Below are 22,063 nucleotides of genomic sequence, written 5' to 3' on the forward strand. Positions count from 1 at the left end.
TCTTATGGCATTTGAGCATAGGCCGGAAGCGTCAGGAACTCCGCGAAGTCGTCGTCCAGCGCCACTTCCTTGAACAGCTCGGTCGCCTGCCCGAACAGCTTCTCGTCGTAGCCGGGCTCCTGCGCGATCTTGGCCAGCTCCTCGGAGATGATCCGCTCGACCAGCTCCTTGGTCACCTGCGCGCCCGTGTCGGCCAGCGTGATGTCGTTGTGGATCCACTGCCAGATCTGCGAGCGCGAGATCTCGGCCGTGGCCGCGTCCTCCATGAGGTTGTGGATGGCCACCGCGCCCAGTCCGCCCATCCAGGCGGCCAGGTAACGCAGCGCCACGTCCACGTTGTTGCGCAGCCCCGCCTCGGTGATCTCGCCCGGCGTCTCGGAGACGGCCAGCAGCTCGGCCGCCGACACGCTGACGTCCGTACGCAGCCGGTCGAGCTGGTTGGGCCGCGAGCCGAGCACGCCGTCGAACACCTCACGGCAGACCGGCACCAGGTCGGGGTGCGCCACCCACGACCCGTCGAACCCGTCGTTGGACTCGCGCGTCTTGTCCGCCCGCACCTTCTCCAGCGCGACGGCGTTGACCTCGGGGTCCCTGCGCGAGGGGATGAACGCCGCCATCCCGCCGATGGCGTGCGCGCCGCGCTTGTGGCAGGTGCGCACGAGCAGCTCGGTGTACGCGCGCATGAACGGCGCCGTCATCGTCACCGCGTTCCGCTCGGGCAGCAGGAACTCGCGCCCCCTGGTGCGGAACTTCTTGATCACGCTGAACAGGTAGTCCCAGCGGCCCGCGTTGAGCCCGGCCGAGTGGTCGCGCAGCTCGTAGAGGATCTCCTCCATCTCGAACGCCGCCGGGTAGGTCTCGATGAGCACGGTCGCCCTGATCGTGCCGTACGGGATGCCGAGCAGCTCCTGGGCCCTGGTGAACACGTCGTTCCAGAGCCTGGCCTCCAGGTACGACTCGATCTTGGGCAGGTAGAAGTACGGGCCCCTGCCCTTGTCGATCTGCCGCTGGGCGCAGTGGAAGAAGTAGAGCGCGAAGTCGAACAGCGACCCCGAGACCGGCTGCCCGTCCACCAGGGCGTGCTTCTCGTCGAGGTGCCAGCCGCGCGGGCGGACCACGACCGTGGCCAGCTCGGCGTCGGGCCGCAGCGTGTACGACTTGCCCCCGGTCTCGAAGTCGATCGTGCGGTCGAGCGCGTCGCGCAGGTTGAGGTGGCCGGCCACGCAGTTCTCCCAGAGCGGGGAGTTGGCGTCCTCGAAGTCGGCCAGCCACACCTTGGCGCCGGAGTTGAGCGCGTTGATGGTCATCTTCTTGTCGACCGGGCCGGTGATCTCCACCCGGCGGTCCTCCAGGCCGGGCGCGGGGGCGGCGACCTGCCAGTCGGCCTCCCTGATCTCCTTGGTCTCCGGCAGGAAGTCGAGCATGCCGCCCGCCGACAGCTCCGCCTGGCGCGCCTGGCGGGCCTCCAGGAGCTCCAGCCGCCTGGCGCCGAACTCCCGCTGGAGCGCCGCCACGAAGGCGAGCGCCTCCGGCGTGAGGATCTCGTCGAACCGGTCGAGCATCGGGCCGGTGATCTCCATCAGGACGCCTTTCCGCAGTGTGGAAAATCGATTCTGGATTGTGGAAGTGAAGTTACTCCCCTGGTGTCCGAGGGTCAAAGGTTGGGGTTCCCCCCGGGGGATCCCCGATGTGTGCCGGACCCGGACGCGACAGGATTTCCGCCATGAAGACGATGGCGATCGCGGGCGGCCTGCTGGCCTCCGCCTTCTTGATGGCGGGTTGCGGACTCCAGAGCCTGGGTGGTCCCAGCAATGAGGACACGGCCTCGTACGAGGTGAAGGACAAGGTCTCCACGCTCCGGCTGGAGAGCGACGCGGGCGACGCCGTGATCACCGAGACCGACGGCACCAGCGTGCGCGTGGTCGAGAAGCTGCGCTGGCGTGGCGACGACAAGCCCGTCCCCGAGCACAAGGTCGAGGGCGGCTCGCTGTTCCTCTCCTACAAGTGCCCGTCGAACTGGGGGAGCTGCAGCGTCGACTACAAGATCGAGATCCCCAAGGGGCTGTCCGCCGACCTGGAGAGCGGCTCGGGCACCCTGACGCTCAGGGCGCTGACCGGCCCGCTCGACCTGCGGGTCGGCTCCGGTGACGTGGACGCGGCCGGCCTGGGCGGCAAGAAGGTGCTGGCCACGGCCGGCTCGGGCAACATCGAGCTGAAGTACGTCTCCGTCCCCGACAGCGTGGAGCTGGAGGTCGGGTCGGGCGACATCACGCTCAACGTCCCCGACGGCGCCTATGACGTGAAGAGCGACGTCGGCTCGGGCGACACCGACATCTCGGTCAAGAAAGACAACTCCTCGCCGCACAAGCTCTCGCTGACGGCGGGTTCCGGCGACATCACCGTCGCGGCCTCTTGACAGGGCCGGGGCGCACCTGGATAACCAGGTGATTGCGCCGCGGGTGTCATGCCACCATCGTGGGAAGACATCGGGGTGTCCAGACGTTCCCTCATAGAGATGACACGAATGCACGAATACACCGCGCTCGACGAGTTCGAGACCGGCGACATGGACCTCGAGGAGCGCCAGGCGCTGCGCCGCGTGGCGGGCCTCTCCACCGAACTCCAGGATGTCTCCGAGGTCGAGTACCGGAAGCTGCGGCTCGAGCGGGTCGTCCTCGTCGGCGTCTGGACCTCCGGCACGGCCGAGGACGCCGACAACTCCCTTCTCGAGCTCAAGCTCCTGGCCGAGACGGCCGGATCCCAGGTGCTCGAAGGGCTCGTCCAGCGCCGCCAGAAGCCCGACCCGGCCACCTACATCGGCTCGGGCAAGGCCCTGGAGGTGCGCGACGTGGTCGACTCCACCGGCGCCGACACCGTGATCTGCGACGGCGAGCTGACCCCCGGTCAGCTGCGCCAGCTCGAAGAGATCGTCAAGGTCAAGGTCATCGACCGTACGGCGCTGATCCTCGACATCTTCGCCCAGCACGCCAAGAGCCGTGAGGGCAAGGCACAGGTCGAGCTGGCCCAGCTGTCCTACCTGCTGCCGCGCCTGCGCGGCTGGGGCGGCAACCTGTCCCGTCAGGTCGGCGGTCGCGCCGCGGGCGGCGTCGGCATCGGCGGCCGCGGCCCCGGTGAGACCAAGATCGAGCTGGACCGCCGGCGCATCCGCGAGCGCATGTCCAAGCTGCGCCGCCAGATCGGCGGCATGTCCACCTCCCGCGACACCATGCGCAACCGCCGCCAGCGGCGCGAGGTCCCGGCCGTGGCCATCGCCGGCTACACCAACGCCGGCAAGTCCTCGCTGCTCAACCGCGTCACCGGCGCGGGCGTGCTGGTGGAGGACGCGCTGTTCGCCACCCTCGACCCGACCGTGCGCAGGGCGCGCACGCCGGAGGGCCGGCTGTTCACCATCGCCGACACCGTCGGCTTCGTCCGGCACCTGCCCCACCAACTCGTCGAGGCGTTCCGCTCGACGCTGGAGGAGGTCGCCGACGCCGACCTGATCCTGCACGTGGTCGACGGCTCGCACCCCGACCCCGAGGGGCAGCTGGCGGCCGTGCGCGAGGTGTTCGCCGACATCGAGGGCGCCTCCGAGGTGCCCGAGATCGTGGTGATCAACAAGGCCGACGCCGCCGACCAGGAGGTGCTCGACCGGATCGCCAGGCGCGAACGCGACAGCATCGTGGTGTCGGCGCGCACGGGCAAGGGGATCGGCGAGCTGATGGCGCTGATCGAGGAGCGGCTGCCGCGGCTCGACCACGAGGTGCAGCTGCTGGTGCCGTACGACAGGGGAGACCTGATCTCGCGGGCCCACAAGGAGGGCGAGGTGCTCTCGGTGGACCACGTGGGCGACGGGACCGTGCTGCACGCGCGGGTGCTGCCCAGTCTGGCGCAGGAGCTGGAGAAGGTGGGCAAGCCGGTGGAGCACGTCTCCTAGGCTCTGCCTGGGCTTCTTGGGGATGCGTACGCGGCGGAGGGCTGTCCGGCGGGGCGCGCTCATGGATGCGTCATGGGACTCATGTAGGCCATGGACGTGCATGAACACGCGTGGGCGCCCATGAAAACCGGAGAACAGACCCACCATGCCGGGGCTCTTCCTGGCATGGTGGGTCAGTTCTCGCCGCAAAGCGCGCAGACCTGCCTAAAAGCGGCAGTGGTCCCCGAACCCAGGGGTTGCTACGATTGGCCAGACCTAACTTTGGTCTGGATTTGGGTTCGGTTCTGAGTTTCGGATGAGGGTCGTGCGCGTTCGAGTCGTCAGCGGGAGCCCTGGGGACGCGGTAGGGCTGCGTGACGATTGGGATGAGTGGTCTTTCTTCCGAATAACCCTGTACAGCAGCCCAACATGTGAAATAACGTAACTGAACTGAAATCGCCGGATCATGCCCCCGGCGATACGGTCACCGCACCAACGAGGTGCGGAAAAGAGCAGGAGACCCCCCATGTCGTCCGGACCCGGAGCGGACTCAGTGGGCGCGGCCCAGGCCGTGCGCTGGGCTCTGCGCTCATGCGGTGGGCCGTGCTGGGTGGTGATGCGGTGACCGTTCGACTGCTGACCAACATCGGCCGCCTCTGGACCGGCAACGAGGTCCTGAGCAACGCCGCCATTCTGGTGCACAACGACCGCATCGCGTGGGTCGGGCGTGCGCCCGATCTGCCGCAGAGCGTTCCCGGAGTCGTCGACGACATCGTCGACGTCGACCACGTCGAAAACCTGGGCGGCGCCCTGGTCACGCCCGGCCTGATCGACGCCCACACGCACCCCGTCTACGCCGGCAACCGCTACGCCGAGCTGGCGATCCGCACCGGCGGCTCCACGTCCGCCTCGATCACCGCGGCGGGCGGCGGCGTGGGCTCCACCGTCACCGTGACCCGCGGCACCGACCCGTGGACCCTGTGCAACGGCGTACGCGAGCGGCTGCGCGGCTGGCTGCTCAGCGGCACCACGACCGTCGAGGCCAAGACCGGCTACCACCTCACCCGCGACGGCGAACTCGCCGACGTGCGGCTCCTGCGCGAGCTGGAGAAGGAGCCGATGATGCCGCGGGTGCACGTCACGTTCCTGGCCGCGCACGTGGTGCCGCCCGAATACTTCGGCAGGCAGCGCGAATACGTCGAGGCCGTGGGCGCCTGGTGCGCCGACGCGGCCGCGGCCGGCGCCGACAGCGTCGACGTCTACTGCGACGAGGGCTACTTCACCACCGAGGAGTCCCGCTGGGTCCTCGCCTCCGGCCGCAACGTGGGCCTGCTGCCGCGCGTCCACGCCGGTCAGTACAGCCGCCGCGGCGCCGTCCAGCTGGCCGCCGAGCTCGGCTGCGCGTCGGCTGACGGCCTGCACCACATGTCCGACGAGGACATCGCCATCATGTCCCGCTACGGCGTCCCCGCCGTCGTCTGCCCCGCCACCGCCCTGCAGCGCGGCCACCTCCCGCCGGTCCGCCAGATGATCAAGCACGGCGTCCAGATCGCGCTCGGCAGCGACCACAACCCCGGCTACTGCGGCATCACCTCGATGTCCCTGGTGATCGCCATGGCGGTGTCGGCGTTCGGCATGAGCGTCAACGACGCCCTCCGCGCCGCCACCCTGGGCGGAGCCACCGTCCTCGGCGCCCCCGACCGCGGCGTCCTCGCGCCGGGCCGCCTGGCCGACATCGTCCAGTGGGACGCCGACCACGAGGGCGCCTTCGCCTGGTCCTTCGGCCTGAAGCCGCGGCGGGTGTGGCGGGGTGGGACGCCGGTCCAGTAGTCAGGGTCCGGACATGTCACCCTGGATCGCCATCGTCACAGACTCCACCGCCTGCCTCGGGGACGAACCCGGCATAACCATCGTCCCCATCCAAGTCCTCCCCCGCCACGGCACCCCCCTCGCCCCACTTTCCACTCCCAGCCTCCCTCCAGCCCGACCAACAACGCCCGGCCCTCCCACTACGTTCGGCCTCTGTCCGGCTCGGCCGACCACGTCTGGCCCTTCCACCGCGTCCGGCACCACATCGGCCCCGGAGCCGCCGCCTGTCGAGCCAGCCGCCGCATCAGCCCTTGGACCGCCTGTCACGGCCGCACCCACCTCAATGGGCGGCCCAACAGGTAGCCGTATGGGTAGCGACACCTTGAGAGGCTCCTCGGCCGACGAGGGGCCGATTCGGGACGGCCACGTAGGTGCGGCGGGACCGTCGGGGGACGCCCACCCCGGCGACGGGCCGCCTGGTGAGTCCTCGCCCGTCGGGGGACCGCCCGGAAGCGCCTACCTCGGCGCGAGCCCGCCGAGGAGCAGCTCCACCGCCGAAGTGCCGTCAGAAGCGTCACCAGGAGCGCAGCCAGAAGTGTTGGCAGAAGTAGTGTCGTCAGCCGAGAACTCCTTCACCGGAGACCTCACCGACGCGACCACCTCCCGCCCTTCCCCCACCCGCTTCGCCTCCTGCTACGCCGAGCTGGCCGCCGCCGGCGCCACGGCCATCGTCTCGATCCACGTCTCCGCCGAACTGTCCGGCACCATAGACTCCGCCCGAGCCGCCGCGCGCGAGGCACCCGTACCCGTAGAGGTGATCGACAGCCGCTCGATCGCCATGGGCCTGGGATACCCCGTCCTGGCCGCCGCCCGTACCGCCGAGAGCGGTGGCACTCTGGATGAGGTAGCAGCGGCCGCACATCGTTGCCTACAAACCACGCAATCGTTCTTCTACGTGGACAACCTCGACTACCTCCGCCGCAGCGGCCGAATCGGCACGGCAGCCTCCCTCGTAGGCTCCGCCCTCATGATCAAGCCACTGCTCCACTTCGTGGACGGCCGCATCTCCCTCCTGGAGAAGGTCCGCACCGCCTCACGCGCCATCGCCCGCCTCGAAGACCTGGCCGTGCACGCGGTGGGACCGGGCCCCGTACGGATCGCGGTACAACACCTGAACGCAAGCGAACGAGCCGAAGCGTTGGCGGAACGCCTCCCGAAACGCCTGCCAGGCGCGGTGGACCTCCAGGTGGTGGAGGTAGGCGCGGAACTCGGCATCCACGTGGGCCCCGGCTTCCTCGGCCTCACCGTAACACCAGCAGACGGATAACGATCCCGCCCTCGGCACGTTATCCACAGCCGGCCCCTCCCCACCCACCACTATCCCCAGAACGCCGTTCGGCCCCATCGCCACGGCCACCCACCCCATACCGTCGCCGACGTGCGAACCCCCGATCCGAAGGCAGAGCGCGCCATAGCCGAAGCCCGGCTACGGTCGATCACCGCCCCTGCCCGCCGCCCCCGCCGCCTCATCGGCCGACCTCCCTGGGGCACGCGAAAGCCCCCCGGATCCCGGGAACCCACCCCCGCCCCCACAACCGCACCCCCCACGAAACCACAGCAGGTAAGCCCAAGCCCGGAGCAGGGGGAGTGGGCATCCACACGGACGGCCGCGCAACGAGCAGCACCCGCACCCGTCCCCCGCTATGACGTTGAGGCCGGCTTCGACCGTGACCGCGGACACCGCTTCGACCTCGATCCCGGCTACAGCCCTTCGCCCACTTGCAGCCCTGCACCCGTTCACAACTACGACGTTGAGCCCGGCCTCGACCCCGGCCCCGGCCCCGACCCCGGACACCGCCACGGCTTCGGTTCCGGTCACAGGTCGGCACCTGCTCGCAGTCCTGCACCGGTCGCCAACTACGACGCTGGCCATGGTTCTGACCCTGACCACAGCATCAGCTCCAGCCGTAGCCCTCGCCGGATCCCCGGTCCTCCCTACCCCTTCGCCACCGCCAACCCCTCCACCGCCGCCGCTGCCCCCTCCTCCACCGCTGCCGATCTCTCCACCTCTACCACCATCACCGCCGCCACAGCCTCCACCACCACCGCCACGGCCCCCACGTTCGCAGCCCCAACGGTTGCGGGCGCCGCGCCCCTGGCCCTTGCACCTTCCCCCACCTCTGCGACTCCCTCGACCTCCACGATGCCAGAGGTCTCGACCTCTACACCCACCACCCCACTCACCGCCGACACCCCCAGGACCGCTAATTCACCTACGGCCGGCACGCCCTGGACCTCTGACCCACCTACCACCATCTCGCCCAGGACCCTTAACCCACCCACCTCCGGTGCGCCCACCTCGTCCCCAGCCACCCTCCCCCCTTCCTCATTGCGATCACTTCGAGAGTTGCTCGCCTCCAAGAGCTCCACCCTCGATCCGGGCAAACCAGGTCTCCGTGTCCTCCTCGCCATCGGCGCACTCGCAGTCGCCGCAGCCGCCTTCTTCGTCTGGCGCTCGAACCCGTCACCCCAACCCCTCGCAGCCCCCACCCCGATGACCCCCAACACGTCGATCACCCCCTTGACCCAATCCCCCTCCGCCAAAGTGACCGTCCACGTCGCAGGCAAGATCCGTAAGCCCGGCGTCTACCTGCTCCCCTCAGGCGCCCGCGTGACGGACGCGGTGACAGCCGCGGGTGGCGTGACGCGCGGCGCCTCGACGGGGCCGCTCAACCTGGCCAGACGCCTGATAGACGGCGAGCAGATAGTGGTGGGCGCCACCTCACCCCAGACACCTCTCGCCCCCGGTTCGCCAATCTCCGACCCGACCGCCGCCATCCTGGACCTGAACTCCGCCACCACCGACCAACTCGAACAACTCCCAGGAGTCGGAGAAGTCCTGGCCGCACGCATCTTCGAGTTCCGTACCAGCCGGGGCGGCTTCACCTCAGTCGAGCAACTACGCGAAGTCAGTGGAATAGGCCCCAGAAAGTTCGCCGAGATCAAGCCGAAGGTCCGCGTCTGACATGCCCAGAAAACGCACCGCGGACAGCCAGAAAGACCCGATCTCCGTCCCCCGCGAACACACCTGGCCCCTCGCCGTGCCCGCCCTGGCGGCCTGGGCCACCGCCCTGATCCTGCCCGCCTGCTCCGCCCTCACCGGCATGATGGTCGCCACATCCGCAGCCGTGGCGACCATCGTGCTGCTCCGCCTCACTCGACTCGCAGACGGACAAACCGACAGGTCTACCGCCAGACGCACCACATGGCGAAACGTCACCATAGCCACCCTCATCTGCACTGCAGCAGCCTCGGCCTCTGTCGCTTTCAGAGTCCACGCCCTCACCACGGGCCCCGCAGCCCAGCTCGCGGAGGCGAACGCATTCATCACCGCCCAGATCGCCCTGACCGACGACCCCAAACGCCGACCGGACAGAAGCGGACACTTCCAACCCGCCAGCTACGTGATCTCCGCAGACCTCAAGACCATCCGAACCGGCGCCACCACGCAAGCAGTCAACGTCCCCATCACCGTCTTCGCCACCGGCCAAGCCTGGGGCCCGCTCCTGCCCACCCAGCACGTGGAAGTCACCGGCCGCCTGGCCAAACCGATCCCCGGCTCCCTGATAGCCGCGACTCTCCTGGTCCGAGGCCCGCCAAGAGTGCTGACCCAGCCCTCAGGACTCCAGACGGCAGCAGGCGCGCTCAGGTCGGGCCTGCGATCGGCCGCCGACGTCCTCCCACCCGACCAGCGCGGCCTCCTCCCCGGCCTCGTCGTCGGCGACGTCTCCCGCATGGACCCGCAGGTGACCGCCGACTTCAAGGAAGCGGGCCTCAGCCACCTGAACGCGGTATCCGGGGCAAACCTGGCAATTGTCGCAGGCGCCACACTAGCGATCTCCCGCCTCATCGGCCTCTCCTTGCCGCTGAGGGCCATATTCGCCGCAGTCGCGATGCTCGCGTTCGCCATCGTCGCCCGCCCGTCCCCGAGCGTCCTGCGCGCCCTCCTCATGGGCCTTGCAGCAGCCATAGCGATGGGTACGGGCCGTTCGAAGGACGGCTTCGCGGCCCTGACCGCTACCGTCCTCTTCCTGATCCTCTTCGCCCCCGAACTCGCCCGCTCCTACGGCTTCGCCCTCTCGGTAACCGCCACCGCCGGCATCCTCATCCTGGCCCCTCGCTGGCGAGACAAGCTAACCGGAACAACCAGGGAAACCCCTCCACCAGAAACTGAGCCCCACCCTCATTCAGCCCACCCTCATTCAGCCCACCCTCATCCAGCCCACCCTCATCCAGCCCACCCTCATCCGGACCGCCTCCATCACGACCACGCTCATCCGGACCGCCTCCATCACGACCACGCTCATCACGACCACGCCCATCAGGCCTTCCCTGATCGTGACTACGCCGATCGCGACCACATCCACCGCCTCAGCACCGATCCATTCGACCTCGATCACCCCAGCCCGTATCCCCTCAACCCGGGCCACTTCCAATGGGGCCACTCCCAATGGGGCCACCTCGGCAGCGACCACTCCGACCTCAGCCGCTTCGCCGCAGACCGTCCCAGCCCCGACAGCTCCGGCTTGCATCGCCACGGTTCGGATCACTCGGATTCCGGCCGCCTCGACCCCGACAGCTGCAACGCCGACCGCGTCTGCTCCGGACACCATGTTGTTGACCGCTGTGAGCCTGCTCGCCGTGACCCTGACGCCTACGACCCGAGTACGCCCGCTCCCGATCGCCGCAACGTTGACGACCCCAGCCCGCGCCACATGCATCTACGCCACTCAGACCCGCATGGCTCAGGTCCGCCCCACTCAGACCCGCATGGCTCAGAGCTCAGGCATCAAGGCCCTGATTCTGGGTTCTCGTGGCGGGTTCCACGCTGGATGGCTGAGGCTGTTGCCGTTCCGGCGGCCGCTCAGCTGGCGGTGACGCCTGTCCTGGTGCTGATGGCGGGCCAGTTGACCCCAGTGGCTGTGATCGCCAACCTGCTCGTCGCCCCGGCCGTGGCTCCCGCCACCCTGCTCGGCTTCGGCGCCGCTTTGATAGCCCCCGTCTGGCCGGACGGCGCGAGGCTGCTGGTGATCCCGGCCGGATACGCGGTCGGCTGGATCATCACGGTAGCCCGCTGGGCGGTGAACCTGCCGTTCGCCAACGTCCCATGGCCCGCCGGCCTTGCGGGTCTCGGCCTGCTCCTGCTCGCGCTGGTCGTGGCGGCCCTCCTCCTGCGACGTCGCGCCTGGCGGGCGATGGCGCTCACGGCGGCCGGTGCCGCGCTCCTGACGGTGCTGGTTATCCGGCCCATCACCGGAGCCTGGCCGCCGAGGAACTGGCTGATGGTCATGTGTGACGTGGGTCAGGGCGACGGCCTGGTGATCTCGGCCGGGCCGGGACGCGGCGTCGTGGTGGACACCGGGCCGGACCCCGTGACCATGGACCGCTGCCTGAGGAGGATCGGCATCGAGGACGTACCGCTGCTCGTTCTCACCCACCCCCACGCCGATCATGTGAACGGGCTGCCAGGCGTGCTCAGAAACCGGCGCGTCGGCGCGGTGGTCGTCAGTCCGCAACGAACGGACGCACGATCAGTCGCACGCGTGTCCTCCACCCTCGCACACCACCGGATCCCCGAATGGACCGCCCCACCAGGGACCCGCTGGCGGTTCGGTCCATCGGAGCTGACCGTACTGGCCCCGGAGGTCACAGCCGATGACATGCACGGATACGGAGAGGGAAGCGCGATCAACAACTCCAGCGTGGTCATGCACGTACGCTGGCGCGCCGGCTCGATCCTGCTCAGCGGCGACCTGGAAACGGAAGCGCAGGAACAACTGCACCACCGCTTGACCGTACGGGCAGACCTTCTCAAAACCCCGCACCACGGGTCGAACCGGCAGTCCCCGGCCTTCCTGTCCTCGCTAGGCGCCCGAGCCGCGCTGATCAGCGTCGGAGCCGACAACGACTACGGCCATCCGGCCGAGTCCACGCTGAACCTGCTGAGACGGCTCGGCCTCACCATCTACCGGACCGACCAGGACGGAGACCTCGCCGTGGTGGAACGAGAAGAAGGAGGAATGGCGGTCGTCGCACGAGGCACGTAGCCGATCAGTTGCGCCCCTCACCTCGCGTCTCAAGCCCTATTTCCCCCATCCGAGGGAGCTCGGCGATCATGCCTTCCCTCGCCAGAGGGAGTCGCGGCTCCATGGAGATTGGAAGGCTCGGAAGGTCAGCATGCACGACCTCTTCCGACCGGGGTACAAACGTGAGCAATCGGATCCACCGTACGTTCCCGATGAACAACCGCACATCCCTGATGAGCCTGATCGCCGCGGTGGCCCTTGCGGCCGCGCCCTCCGGGGCTTGGGCGTTGGACGGCGCTGCAGCTTCGGCACCGTCCGGGGGCTGGGTCTCGGACGGCGCTGCAGCTTCGGCACCGTCCGGGGGCTGGGTGTCGGATGGCGCTGTCGGATCGACGCCATCCGGGGGCCGGACTGCGGATGGTACGGCCAGATCGGAGGCATCCGCCGTGCCGAGTCCGACCACGTCCGCCGCGAAGACCGCCCACCTCAAGGGGCGGGCCACGATGTACTTTCCGGCGCCCGACAACGACATCGAGATCACGGCCGACGCCCATGCCACGTTCGACCCGAGCGGTGCATGGAGACCTACCCGATCATGGGGGACGTTCCGGATCTCGCACCGGTACAAGATGCCGGACGGGACATGGTTCACCAACTGGGGTGATTTCGCGGTCGACTGCCTGACCACTGGTGGACCCACCGCGACCGTCACCGGCAGGCTCACCAAGGTGACACCCGGCGGCCCATGGGAGCAGTTGCTGAAGGACCGGACACGCATGGGCCTCAGTTTCTACGTCGCGGGGAAAAGCCGTGGCCCGAGCCGGATCGGTCTGAGCGGGGCACCTCTGCCTGGGGAAGGCGAGTTGAGCGCCTGCATGGCTCCCGCAGCCGATGCGCCGGTGATCAAGGGGGGATACACGCTGCTGGACAAGAGATGATGCGCCGATCGGTGCTGTCACGCGTCGGCTCGGCGGAGGCGTTCGGCTGCTTGGGCCCAGAGCGCTCTGCCGGACACCGCGGTGTAGCCGTGGAGTGCTTCCCACCGAACGTCATGGGCCGCCGGCCACAGCCCCGCCGCCCAGGCGATCTGCTGTTCTTCGGTGGTGAACGCGCGGGCCCGAGCATCCTGGTACGCGGCCAGGAACGCCTCGGTGCTCTCGATCGGTGGCAAAATGGCCGGTCCCAGCTTGGGGAACACCGTACTGGCGGCTCCCACCAGGGCGGCCTCCGGCTGCCAGGCCAGGCTGTCCCAGTCGTGCACGATCCATACCTGCCGCCCGCGCCATCCGAGGTTGTGCGCCTCGAAGTCGGCGTGGCCCAGCACGCGGGGCAGGTCGGCGGCCAGCATGCGCCGACGGACCCTGTCGGCTATGTCAGTGACATAAGCAGGTACGAGGCTCTGGTCCTTTTCGTCGAGTGACTCGATCGAAGGCCACAGCCCAGGGTCCGGGTGATCCCAGCGTACCCAGCGCGGATTGGGAAGCGGTGGCATGACGGCGACGTCCGCGAGCGCGGTCATCAGCCGGGCGAAGACCTCCGCGTAGCGTACGGCGATGTCCGGTGTGTCCCCATGCAGCACCTCTCCTCCAGGGCGGAGCTCCTCCGCGTGTACGGCAAGCGGACCGACACCGACGACCGGCGTGAGCGGACGGGCGCAGGGGAACCCGTTCTCGGCCAGCCGGGCCTGCGCTGCGACGCACGACCCCGCCCGGCCGTCGTCGGGACGGGCCTTGACCACGACATCCGTACCGTCGGCCAGCCGGAGACCGAGCACCGCCGACATCGACTGCTGCCGGAACAGCACGTCGGCGGGTTGCTCTCCCAGGTGATCCAGGCACCAGGCCGGTAGCCAGTCCGGCAGATCGTCGAGCGGCACAATGAAACTGTGCCACGGCGCGTTCCGAACGCGCCGGAGGCCGCCTGAGAGGCACGTTCCTCACCCTGCATCCAGCGCCCACAGCCACGGCGGAGGCGTTGAGTACCGGGTTGTCGGTGGGGCATGGCATGCTGCCTGACATGGCGGGAACCGATCCAGCACCTGTGACCCTGGTCGTCGGCGATGAGGAGTTGATGGCCGAGCGGGCGGTGATTGGCGTCGTCGCCGCGGCCCGGGCGGCTGATCCCGCCACCGAGGTGCATGACCTGCTGGGGAGCAAGGTCACCACCGGGGAGCTCACCCAGCTGACCTCGCCGTCGCTCTTCGGCGATCATTCCGTGGTGGTGATCCGGTCGGCGCAGGATCTGGCGAAGGACGTCATCGCCGAGATCGTGGCCTACGCCAAGCAGCCGTCCGAGGACACGGTGATGGTCCTGGCACACCCGGGTGGGGTGAAGGGCAAGGCGCTGGTCGACGGGGTGAAGAAGGCCGGGGCCAAGGTGATCACGATCAGCAAGGTCACCAAGGCGGGGGAGCGGCTGGAGTTCATCAAGGGGGAGTTCAAGCGGGCCGGGCGCAACATCTCGGGCGACGCGGCGCAGGCGCTGCTCGACGCCGTGGGCAATGACCTGCGGGAGCTCGCTGCGGCGTGCAGCCAGCTGGTGTTCGACAGCGAAGAGAAGACGATCAGCGCGACGGCGGTGGCCCGCTATCACAAGGGGCGCGCGGAGGTCACCGGGTTCAACGTGGCCGACTCGGCGGTCGAGGGGCGGCTGGCGGAGGCACTGGAGCAGCTGCGATGGGCGCTCGGCACGGGCGTCGCCCCCGTGCTGCTGGTGAGTGCTCTGGCCGGTGGGCTGCGATCGCTGGCGAAGGTCGGCAGTGCGCCGCGCAACCTGCGGGGCGGGCAGCTGGCGAGTCATGTCGGCATGCCGCCGTGGAAGGTGGACCGGGTGAGACGGCAGCTCAACGGGTGGGGCCCGGAAGGGCTGTCCCGGGCGATCCAGGCTGTGGCCAGTGCCGATGAGCAGGTCAAGGGCGGGGGCGCGGATCCGGCTTACGCGCTGGAGCACACGGTGCAGGTCATCGTGGCCAGCCGAACGGGCCGGTGACGTTCAAGAGGTGAGTTGGTGTGACCGGGCGATCGAGGAGGGGTACGTCGGCTCGGCCAACTGAGTGGGGCGACGACGTCCGAAGGTCACGGGTCGGCGTGGCCGATTAGAGGCGGGCGGGTCAGCCCGGATTTTCCGCGTTGAGGAGCAGGCGCTTGAGGAGTTCGTTCAGGACGATCTGATCCTCGGGTGACAGGGTGCCGATCATCGCCGCCTCCACCTCGGCGCGGATCGTCATCGCATCCGTCCACAGGTCGTTCCCCTTGGGAGTGATCTCGACGTCCACGCGACGCCGATCCTCGGTGCTGCGTACGCGCCGCACGAGCTGCGCCCGTTCCAGCGTGTCCAGGCGCCCCGTCATCCCGGCCGGCGAGAGCAGGAGATCCGCGGCCAGCTCCGACGGCGTCGCCGAACCGCCGCGCGCCACCAGACGGTGCAGCGTCTCGAACTCGAAGTCCTGCATGCCGACTTCCGACAGCGCCGCCTCCTTGGTGTGGCCCAGGTGCTTCACCAGGAACTGCAGGCGGGTGACGATCGCCTCCACCCGTTCGTCGAAGGGCGCCTTGCCGCGCCAGCGGGCCAGGTGACGATCGACGGAGTCCTCCATGCGCGAGATCCTATGCCAGCAAGTATTTTGTTGACGAAACATTCGCTGACGAAATACCGTCTCTGAACATGATGTCTCGGCTGTTGATCGGACGGTGCCTGTCGGCGCTGGCCACGGCGCTCATCCCGACGACCCTGACCCTGGCGGTGCTGCGTGCCACCGACGACGCCGGGGCGCTCGGGATCGTGCTGGCGAGCGAACTGGTTCCCATGCTCCTGCTCCTCCCCGTCGGCGGCGTACTGGCCGACCGGCTCAGGCCCGAGCGGGTGGCATTGTTCGCGGACCTGGCCCGGGGCCTGTCGCAGGCGGCCATCGCCGTGGAGCTGCTCCTCGGGCTGTACCGGCTGGTCGACCTCGCACTGTTGTCGGCGATCGCCGGCGCGGCCATCGCGTTCGGCAGCCCGGCCGTGCCGCGGCTGGTGGTCGCGGTCGTGCCCGGGCCGGCCAGATTGCGGATGAACGCGCGCATCGGCGTGGTGACGAGCCTGTCGTCGGTGGCGGCCCCGGCGATCGCCGGCACGGTCACGGTCGCCGCCGGGCCTGGTTGGGCGGCGGGGCTGACCGCGGTGCTGTTCGCCGGCTCGGCGCTGACGTTGGGCGGCATCCGAACGTCGACCGCTCGGGCCGTGGAGGGCTACCAAGGAGCTGAGAAGGGTCCGAGGGGCCAGAACGTGGCGGCCCGGGGTGCTGGGGGCGGGGAGAGCCTGAGAGGCCAGAGCGTGGTGGCCCAGGGCGCTGCGGGCGTCGCGGCGAATCGGGGCCTCGAGAGCCCTGAGGCCAAGGGGCGGGGTACTTTGTCGGCGTTCGGGCGGGATCTGGGGCATGGGTGGCGCGAGATCAGGCAAAGGTCCTGGTTCCTGGCATCTGTGTTCGGTCATGGTGTGTGGCATTTCGTCGCCGGGCTCTTCCTGACGCTCGCCCCCGTGACGGTCGTACAGAACCTGGGCGGTGAGACGAGTTGGATGGTGATCGTGCAGAGCGGCACCGTCGGGATGGTGCTCGGCGTGTTCGCCGCACCGAGGCTGCCGATCCGGCGCCCGCTGGCGCTGATACAGGTCGGCGCCGCCGCCTATCTGTTGCCCATGGTCGCTCTGGCCATCCCGGGGCCTGTCGCGGTGCTGGCGGGAGCGTACTTCCTGGCGATGTTCGGGCTGGGGGTGCTCATCCCGTTGTGGGAGACGGTCGTGGCCGAGGAGATCCCGGAGGGGGCCCTGGGGCGGGTGCGCTCGTTCGACACACTGATCTCGTTCGCGTCGCGACCGTTCGGGCTGGCGGTGGCGGCGCCCCTGGCCGGGCTGACCGGGGTCACGGCTCTGGCGGTGGTGGGGGGCGTACTGGTCGCCGCCGCCAACCTGCTGGCGATCGCCTGGTCGCCCACGACGTCCGACCCGAACGCCCGCAGGCGCGACAACGCCGACGGGGCGCGCTCGCTGAGACTGGGGAGAAAGCGTCCGATCGCATGAACCGGGACGCGCTCATCCCTGAACGGAGCCGGGTTGAGATGCGCCCGATCGCGAGGTCGTACCGTGACTGAGGCTCGCCCGACCGTCGCTGAACGAGGTCGGCGGATGTCACTCGATGCTTCTCACGAAGAAATCCTCGCGATCTGAACGTGCTGAGCAGTAGTACGAGGTCTCGCGAGGAATCAAGGTGTGGTCGAGGGAGGCTGCTCAAGCGGCATATGCCCGCGCAGGATGGCGATGGCCTCGGTGGCGTCGCCGACCACGTGATCGGCCGCGTGTTCGTGGGCCGGCCACGTCCCCCGGTCGATCCAGATCGTACGCAGACCGGCTGCTTGGGCTCCTGCGATGTCGGCTATGAGGTTGTCGCCGACCATCCAGCCGCCCTGGGCGAGGCTGGTCCCACACCGTTCAGCGACGATCTCGAACAGGCCGGTCTCGGGCTTCCTGATGCCCTCGGCTCCCGACACGGCGTAACCGTCTACCGCGTCGGCCAGGCCGGTTCGGTGGAGTTTGCCGAGTTGGGTGTCTGCCATGCCGTTGGTCACGATGCCCACGCGCCATCCCGCGGCGCGCAGGCCGGCAATTCCGGCGAGGACTCCGGGGTAGCAGCTGACGAGGTTGGGCATGCGCCGGCGGTAGGCCGCCCATAGTTCCTCGACTGGGTCGGGCAGGGCGAAATGTTCACGGACTCTGGTGAAGAAGGTCTCGCGATTGGGGTGTGTGGCTCGATTCTCGGCAATGAGCCAGGCCAGGCTCTTGGGGCCCAGGTGCTGGTGTTCGGCGAACTCGGCGGCCCACTGGAGGAATCCGGCGTCATGGTCGAGGAGTGTTCTGTCGAGGTCGAAGAGGGCTAGGCGCTGCACGCAGCCGATCATAGAAAGCTGTGGCTCAACCAGGACAGTGGGCTCGGGATGAAGGTCACGGCCATCCCTTCTGAGCGCCTTCTCGGCACGTGTGGGCTCTCCAATGCCGCGCCGCGGAGCGGTCAGGTGCGGGCGGTTTCGTGGATGACGCCGTCGCTGATCTCCAGCACCCGGTCCGCCACCGTCATCAGACTCTCATCATGCGTGGCCACCAACGCCGTAACCCCCTCACTCCGTACGAGCGCCCGCAGCAGCTCCATGATCTGCCGCCCCGTCTGCGAGTCCAACTGCCCCGTTGGCTCGTCGGCCACCAGCAGCCGGGGCCGGTTGGCCAGGGAGCGCGCGATGGCCACCCGCTGCCGCTGCCCCCCGGACAGCTCGTACGGCCGCTGGTTGACGTGCTGTTCCAGCCCCACGAGCGCGAGCAGCATCCGGACGCGAGCCTCCCGTTCCACCGCGGGTGTACGCAGCAGCCGCATCGGCACCCCGACGTTCTCGGCCGCCGACAGGACCGGGATCAGGCCGAAGGACTGGAAGACGAAGCCGACCACGTCCCGGCGCAGGGTCAGCAGCTCGTTCTCCGACATGGCGGTGACCTCGTGCCCGTCCACGACGACCCGGCCGGCGTCCGCTTTGTCCAGGCCGCCGATCTGGTTGAGCAGGGTGGTCTTGCCCGAGCCCGACCGGCCCCGTACGGCGACCAGTTCGCCGGGATGGATGGAGAACGTCACATCTCGCAGCGCGACGACCTCCTTCGGCCCGGTCCGGTAGACCTTGCGCAGACCCTCCACCACGACCAGAGGCGAGTCAGTCATTCGAGGGCTCCTCTCGGGCGGGCCACACGCCGATGTGGTCGGATTCGAGTTCGAGGCGGACCCGCCGCTCCATGTCGAGGGCGCTGGTGAAGTCGCGGGGCAGCTGCAGCCGTCCGACGCGGTCGAGCACGGCGTACTCCTCGGCGATGATCTGGCCCTCGGCGCCCTCGCGCCGGAGCGTCTCGCTGCTGGTACGGCCGTCGCGGATGCCCACCGTGCGGTCCACCTGCTCGGACACGAGCGGGTCGTGGGTCACGATGACCACGGTCACCCCAAGCTCCCTGTTGGCCGTGCGCAGGGCGTCGAACACCTGCTCCGACGTCTCGCTGTCCAGCTCGCCCGTCGGTTCGTCGGCCAGGATGAGCTGCGGGGAGTTGGCCAGCGCGACGGCGATGGCGACGCGCTGCTGCTGGCCGCCGGACAGCTCGGGGGGTTTGCGGCCGGCGCAGGAGTCGACGCCGAGCAGCTCCAGCAGCTCCTCCGCCCGTCCCCGCCGCGCCTTCCCGCGAGAGGCGAGTTTCATCGGCAGCTCGACGTTCTCCCGCGCGGTCAGGTACGGCAGCAGGTTGCGCGCGGTCTGCTGCCAGATGAACCCCACCACGGAACGCCGGTAACGCAGCCGGTCGCGCGGGCTCATCGACAGCAGGTCCATGCCCGCCACCCTGGCCACCCCCGCCGTCGGCACGTCCAGCCCGGACAGCACGTTCAGCAGCGTCGACTTGCCCGAGCCCGACGCGCCGACGATGGCCACCAGCTCGCCCTTGTCGATCACCAGGTCGAGGCCCTGCAACGCGACGACCTCGACGCCCTCGGTCTTGTAGATGCGGACGAGGTTGTCGCACACGATGTGCGCGTCACCGCCGAAGGCGGCCTTCTGGCGGGTGGCCTTGGCTTCCAGCTCTGACAGGGTCGGATTCATGTGAGGTCCCCCACTCGAAGGACGGCGCCGAGGCTGCGACGACGGCTGATGACGGTGTGCGCGTACGCGCCGAGCACGGCGACGACGGCCAGGCCGGCGGCCAGCGCGCTCGGCAGGAACAGGTCGAGCGAGTAGTCGCCGACGGCCAGGTCACCGGCGTAGGACGACAGGTCGACGCCGGGCCCGAGCGCGGCCGGCAGGCCGAGGCCCAGGCCGAGCCCGACCAGGGCGGTGACGAGGATCATGGGCAGGATCTCCAGCACGGTCAGCCGCTGCGCCTGGCGTTCGGACAGCCCCAGCGTACGCAGGAACGACACTGCCCTGGCCCGCTCGGCCGCCCCGACGACCAGTGACAGGACGACGGCGACCAGCGCGTACGCCGCCAGCGCGACCGTCACCACGACAAGCGTCGAGCGGACGGTGCTGGTCAGCGGGTCCTCCTGGATGGCCGCCATGGCGCTCTCCTGGGAGACGACGCGGGCGGACGGGACCAGTCGCGCCAGCTCGGGGAGTGAGACGTCGCCCTTGATCAGCAGCGTGTTCACGGCGGGCCGCAACTGCACGCCGATGGGCACGACGACGAACTTGCCGGTGGTGAAGAAGCCGGGCACCGACTCGATCACGCCGCGCGTGGCCAGCTTCAGCCGCGACTGCCAGCCGATCTCCAGCGTTCCCCGTCCACGCAGCTCCGGCGAGACGAGTACGCCGTCGGAGAGCGCGGGCAGGCCGACGGGGGCGTCCCCGAGGATGGCGCGCCACTGGGCCACGTCCACGGCGATGGCCTCGGCCCGTTCGGCGCCGTACCCGACCTGGACCCGTCCCGTCTGGGCGAGCACCACCTGCTCCACCCCGGCCAGGCGGCGCACCCGCTCGATCGCGTCGCCCGGGATCTCGCTCTCCGCGGTCACTCTGACCGGCGCGCCCACCTGCTGCCAGGCGGCCAGCCGCTGCGTGCTCGCGATCCCGTCGGAGACGACGGCGGCGAACACCGACACGCCGAGCGCGGGCAGCAGGATCAGCACCGGCAGCACGCTGCCGGATCGCGACCTGGCCGCCCTGGTCAGCCCGAGGAACGGCACGGCCGCGCGGGCGCGCGCGCTCAGCCGGACGAACAGCCGCAGCGGGTACGGATAGCAGCGCAACGTGATCAGCGCCGCCGCCACGGTCAGCGCGATCGGCACCACCAGCAGGAACGGATCCTGCCCGGCCGAGGCGCTCAGCCCGCGGGCCCGCAGCAGGTACGCCCCCGCCAGCGCCAGCACCACGACCAGCACCTCAAGCGTGATCCGCTTGGCGGACGGCCGGGCGGTGGCCACGTCCTCGCGCCGCTCGTGCAGCGGCGTGCGGTGCGCGAGGGCCGGCCCGACGGCGGCGAACCCGACGGCCACGACCACCACGACCACCGGCCCGGCGTGCACGACGGGCAGGACGGGGCCGGGCACGAGGTACGACAGCGCGTACCCGATCAGCGCGGCGGGCACCACGGCCAGCGCCGTCAGCGCCGCCGCTGTGCCCGCCACCTGCGGCAACGATCCGCCCCGCGCGCGGGCCAGGCTCAGTGTGTGGTCGAGCTTGTCGGCCAGGAGCTGTACGGCCAGGACGATCACGCCGAGCGCCACGGCCAGCAGCCCGCCGAGCACCAGGTACATCACGGTCTGCGCGGTGGACAGCTCGGCGAGAAAGCCGCTGAGCAGCTCGGGCAGCCCGCTCACCAGCCGGTACGGGCTGGCCGTGCCCACGGTCTGCAGCGCCACGACCCGGTCGAACTCGTGCACGGCTGCCCGCAGGCCGGGCACGTCGAGCGCGTCGGCCGCCCGCGGGTCGAGGGGCAGGATCCAGCGGTAGGTCAGGTTACGTCCCTCGCCGCTGAGCGCGGTGAGCCCGGCGTCGGACGTGAGCGTGGTGATGTGCCGGACGAAGTCCTGGCGGCCGGGCGGCTGCTCTTCGAGGATGCGCAGGATGTCGGAGTTGTGGGACCAGTAGCGGTCGCCGGGATCCTTGGCGCGGAAGATGCCGACGATCTTGACGGCGGCGTAGTCGTTCTCGCCGACGAACACCGTCTGGCCCAGCCGCAGGTTCATCTTGTCCAGGGCCTGTTCGACGACGCCCACCTCGAAGACCGGGATCGTCTCACCCTCGTAGCGCGTCGTGGCGGGCGCGCCGGGCGCGCGCCCGCGCACCCAGTCCACGCGCCGGTCGGCGTCGGAGAGCCAGCCCAGGTTGAGGAAGGACTTGCCACCGGTGCCGGTGATCGGCGTCAGGGTGGTCTTGGCGCTCATGTGGCCGGCGCTGGAGGGCGCGGTCACCGGGCGGAGCCGGGGCGGCAGAATCTCGCGCCAGAGGCGCTCGCGGGAGTCGAACTGGGCGCGTTCGTGCAGGTCCTCGGCTCGCGAGCCGGAGTTGACGGTGACGGCCAGGTCGGTCTGGACGGCGGGCGCGGCCTGGAGGTCGCGGCGCAGCGCCTCGTCGTACGCCGCCTGCGTCGCCCTGGGCAGGCCCGCGACCAGCAGGCAGGCGCCCAGCGTCAGCACGAAGAGCACGGCGACCGTGCCCAGGTGCTCCCGGGCGAGCAGCCGGATCCTCACTGTTCCTCCCGG

The 22,063-nt window shown here is 69.6% G+C and carries 17 protein-coding genes; 9 read left to right on the forward strand and 8 right to left on the reverse strand.

Annotated elements, in window-relative coordinates:
• Positions 1-2: 2 nt before the first annotated feature.
• Complete coding sequence (aceB, locus tag AB0C28_RS15280; protein ID WP_358074829.1) at positions 3-1,580, reverse strand: malate synthase A; 1,578 nt, start codon at positions 1,578-1,580, stop codon at positions 3-5.
• Positions 1,581-1,723: 143 nt separating this feature from the next.
• Between aceB and AB0C28_RS15285 the strand changes: the two genes are divergently transcribed.
• The 4 genes from AB0C28_RS15285 to AB0C28_RS15300 all read left to right on the forward strand — a co-directional run bounded on the left by AB0C28_RS15285 (position 1,724) and on the right by AB0C28_RS15300 (position 7,052).
• Positions 1,724-2,416: a DUF4097 family beta strand repeat-containing protein gene (locus tag AB0C28_RS15285; protein WP_357837261.1), complete on the forward strand. Its 693-nt coding sequence runs from the start codon at positions 1,724-1,726 to the stop codon at positions 2,414-2,416.
• 108 nt (positions 2,417-2,524) lie between these two features.
• Complete coding sequence (gene hflX, locus AB0C28_RS15290) at positions 2,525-3,937, forward strand: GTPase HflX (protein WP_357838001.1); 1,413 nt, start codon at positions 2,525-2,527, stop codon at positions 3,935-3,937.
• 600 nt (positions 3,938-4,537) lie between these two features.
• Positions 4,538-5,746, forward strand: a complete 1,209-nt coding sequence (hutI, locus tag AB0C28_RS15295; protein WP_357837258.1) for an imidazolonepropionase — start codon at positions 4,538-4,540, stop codon at positions 5,744-5,746.
• 574 nt (positions 5,747-6,320) lie between these two features.
• A complete protein-coding gene (locus AB0C28_RS15300; RefSeq protein WP_358074831.1) occupies positions 6,321-7,052 on the forward strand; it encodes a DegV family protein in 732 nt (243 codons plus the stop codon).
• Positions 7,053-7,720: 668 nt separating this feature from the next.
• Here the strand turns inward: AB0C28_RS15300 and AB0C28_RS15305 are convergent.
• Entirely contained in the window at positions 7,721-8,302 is a 582-nt protein-coding gene (locus AB0C28_RS15305; protein ID WP_358074833.1) for a hypothetical protein, read from the reverse strand.
• Positions 8,303-8,330: 28 nt separating this feature from the next.
• Here AB0C28_RS15305 and AB0C28_RS15310 point away from each other — a divergent pair, with 28 nt between their 5' ends.
• From AB0C28_RS15310 to AB0C28_RS15320, 3 genes are all read left to right on the forward strand, one after another.
• Positions 8,331-8,750, forward strand: a complete 420-nt coding sequence (locus tag AB0C28_RS15310; RefSeq protein ID WP_358074836.1) for a ComEA family DNA-binding protein — start codon at positions 8,331-8,333, stop codon at positions 8,748-8,750.
• A gap of 1 nt (position 8,751) precedes the next feature.
• Complete coding sequence (locus AB0C28_RS15315) at positions 8,752-11,832, forward strand: ComEC/Rec2 family competence protein (RefSeq protein WP_358074838.1); 3,081 nt, start codon at positions 8,752-8,754, stop codon at positions 11,830-11,832.
• A gap of 482 nt (positions 11,833-12,314) precedes the next feature.
• Positions 12,315-12,749: a hypothetical protein gene (locus tag AB0C28_RS15320; RefSeq protein WP_358074841.1), complete on the forward strand. Its 435-nt coding sequence runs from the start codon at positions 12,315-12,317 to the stop codon at positions 12,747-12,749.
• A 17-nt stretch (positions 12,750-12,766) separates the two neighbouring features.
• On the opposite strand, the gene AB0C28_RS15325 is transcribed toward AB0C28_RS15320, so the two are convergent.
• Positions 12,767-13,687, reverse strand: a complete 921-nt coding sequence (locus AB0C28_RS15325; protein WP_358074844.1) for a hypothetical protein — start codon at positions 13,685-13,687, stop codon at positions 12,767-12,769.
• 140 nt (positions 13,688-13,827) lie between these two features.
• Here AB0C28_RS15325 and holA point away from each other — a divergent pair, with 140 nt between their 5' ends.
• On the forward strand, positions 13,828-14,799 hold the full coding sequence (gene holA / locus AB0C28_RS15330) for a DNA polymerase III subunit delta (RefSeq protein WP_358074847.1): 972 nt from the start codon (positions 13,828-13,830) through the stop codon (positions 14,797-14,799).
• A 121-nt stretch (positions 14,800-14,920) separates the two neighbouring features.
• Here the strand turns inward: holA and AB0C28_RS15335 are convergent, their stop codons facing one another.
• A complete protein-coding gene (locus AB0C28_RS15335; protein WP_358074849.1) occupies positions 14,921-15,406 on the reverse strand; it encodes a MarR family transcriptional regulator in 486 nt (161 codons plus the stop codon).
• 68 nt (positions 15,407-15,474) lie between these two features.
• On the opposite strand from AB0C28_RS15335, the gene AB0C28_RS15340 reads away from it, so the two are divergent.
• Positions 15,475-16,869 (forward strand): MFS transporter, encoded by a 1,395-nt coding sequence (locus tag AB0C28_RS15340; protein WP_358074852.1) that lies wholly within the window; start codon positions 15,475-15,477, stop codon positions 16,867-16,869.
• Positions 16,870-17,051: 182 nt separating this feature from the next.
• Here AB0C28_RS15340 and AB0C28_RS15345 read toward each other — a convergent pair whose 3' ends face one another.
• The 4 genes from AB0C28_RS15345 to AB0C28_RS15360 form a co-directional block, all read right to left on the reverse strand.
• Positions 17,052-17,732, reverse strand: coding sequence for an HAD family hydrolase (locus AB0C28_RS15345; RefSeq protein ID WP_357837228.1), 681 nt, complete (start codon positions 17,730-17,732; stop codon positions 17,052-17,054).
• Between the two features lie 122 nt (positions 17,733-17,854).
• Positions 17,855-18,547 carry an ABC transporter ATP-binding protein gene (locus AB0C28_RS15350; protein WP_357837225.1) on the reverse strand — a complete coding sequence of 231 codons (693 nt, stop codon included), beginning with the start codon at positions 18,545-18,547 and terminating at the stop codon, positions 17,855-17,857.
• Positions 18,540-19,466, reverse strand: a complete 927-nt coding sequence (locus tag AB0C28_RS15355; protein ID WP_358074855.1) for an ABC transporter ATP-binding protein — start codon at positions 19,464-19,466, stop codon at positions 18,540-18,542. The genes AB0C28_RS15350 and AB0C28_RS15355 overlap by 8 nt, the downstream gene beginning before the upstream one ends.
• Positions 19,463-22,051 (reverse strand): FtsX-like permease family protein, encoded by a 2,589-nt coding sequence (locus AB0C28_RS15360; protein ID WP_357837220.1) that lies wholly within the window; start codon positions 22,049-22,051, stop codon positions 19,463-19,465. The genes AB0C28_RS15355 and AB0C28_RS15360 overlap by 4 nt, the downstream gene beginning before the upstream one ends.
• Between the last annotated feature and the right edge of the window lie 12 nt (positions 22,052-22,063).

Origin of the sequence: Nonomuraea sp. NPDC048892 (assembly GCF_040649735.1) — a bacterium.
GTDB classification, from domain to species: Bacteria; Actinomycetota; Actinomycetes; order Streptosporangiales; family Streptosporangiaceae; genus Nonomuraea; species Nonomuraea maheshkhaliensis.

What these genes read in the sequence shown, in the direction of transcription:
- holA (WP_358074847.1), top strand. Translation starts at nt 13,828, where the DNA reads ATGGCGGGAACCGATCCAGCACCTGTGACCCTGGTCGTCGGCGATGAG.
- AB0C28_RS15350 (WP_357837225.1), bottom strand. Translation starts at nt 18,547, where the DNA reads ATGACTGACTCGCCTCTGGTCGTGGTGGAGGGTCTGCGCAAGGTCTAC.
- AB0C28_RS15285 (WP_357837261.1), top strand. Translation starts at nt 1,724, where the DNA reads ATGAAGACGATGGCGATCGCGGGCGGCCTGCTGGCCTCCGCCTTCTTG.
- AB0C28_RS15340 (WP_358074852.1), top strand. Translation starts at nt 15,475, where the DNA reads ATGATGTCTCGGCTGTTGATCGGACGGTGCCTGTCGGCGCTGGCCACG.
- AB0C28_RS15335 (WP_358074849.1), bottom strand. Translation starts at nt 15,406, where the DNA reads ATGGAGGACTCCGTCGATCGTCACCTGGCCCGCTGGCGCGGCAAGGCG.
- hflX (WP_357838001.1), top strand. Translation starts at nt 2,525, where the DNA reads ATGCACGAATACACCGCGCTCGACGAGTTCGAGACCGGCGACATGGAC.
- AB0C28_RS15320 (WP_358074841.1), top strand. Translation starts at nt 12,315, where the DNA reads ATGTACTTTCCGGCGCCCGACAACGACATCGAGATCACGGCCGACGCC.
- aceB (WP_358074829.1), bottom strand. Translation starts at nt 1,580, where the DNA reads ATGGAGATCACCGGCCCGATGCTCGACCGGTTCGACGAGATCCTCACG.
- AB0C28_RS15315 (WP_358074838.1), top strand. Translation starts at nt 8,752, where the DNA reads ATGCCCAGAAAACGCACCGCGGACAGCCAGAAAGACCCGATCTCCGTC.
- AB0C28_RS15355 (WP_358074855.1), bottom strand. Translation starts at nt 19,466, where the DNA reads ATGAATCCGACCCTGTCAGAGCTGGAAGCCAAGGCCACCCGCCAGAAG.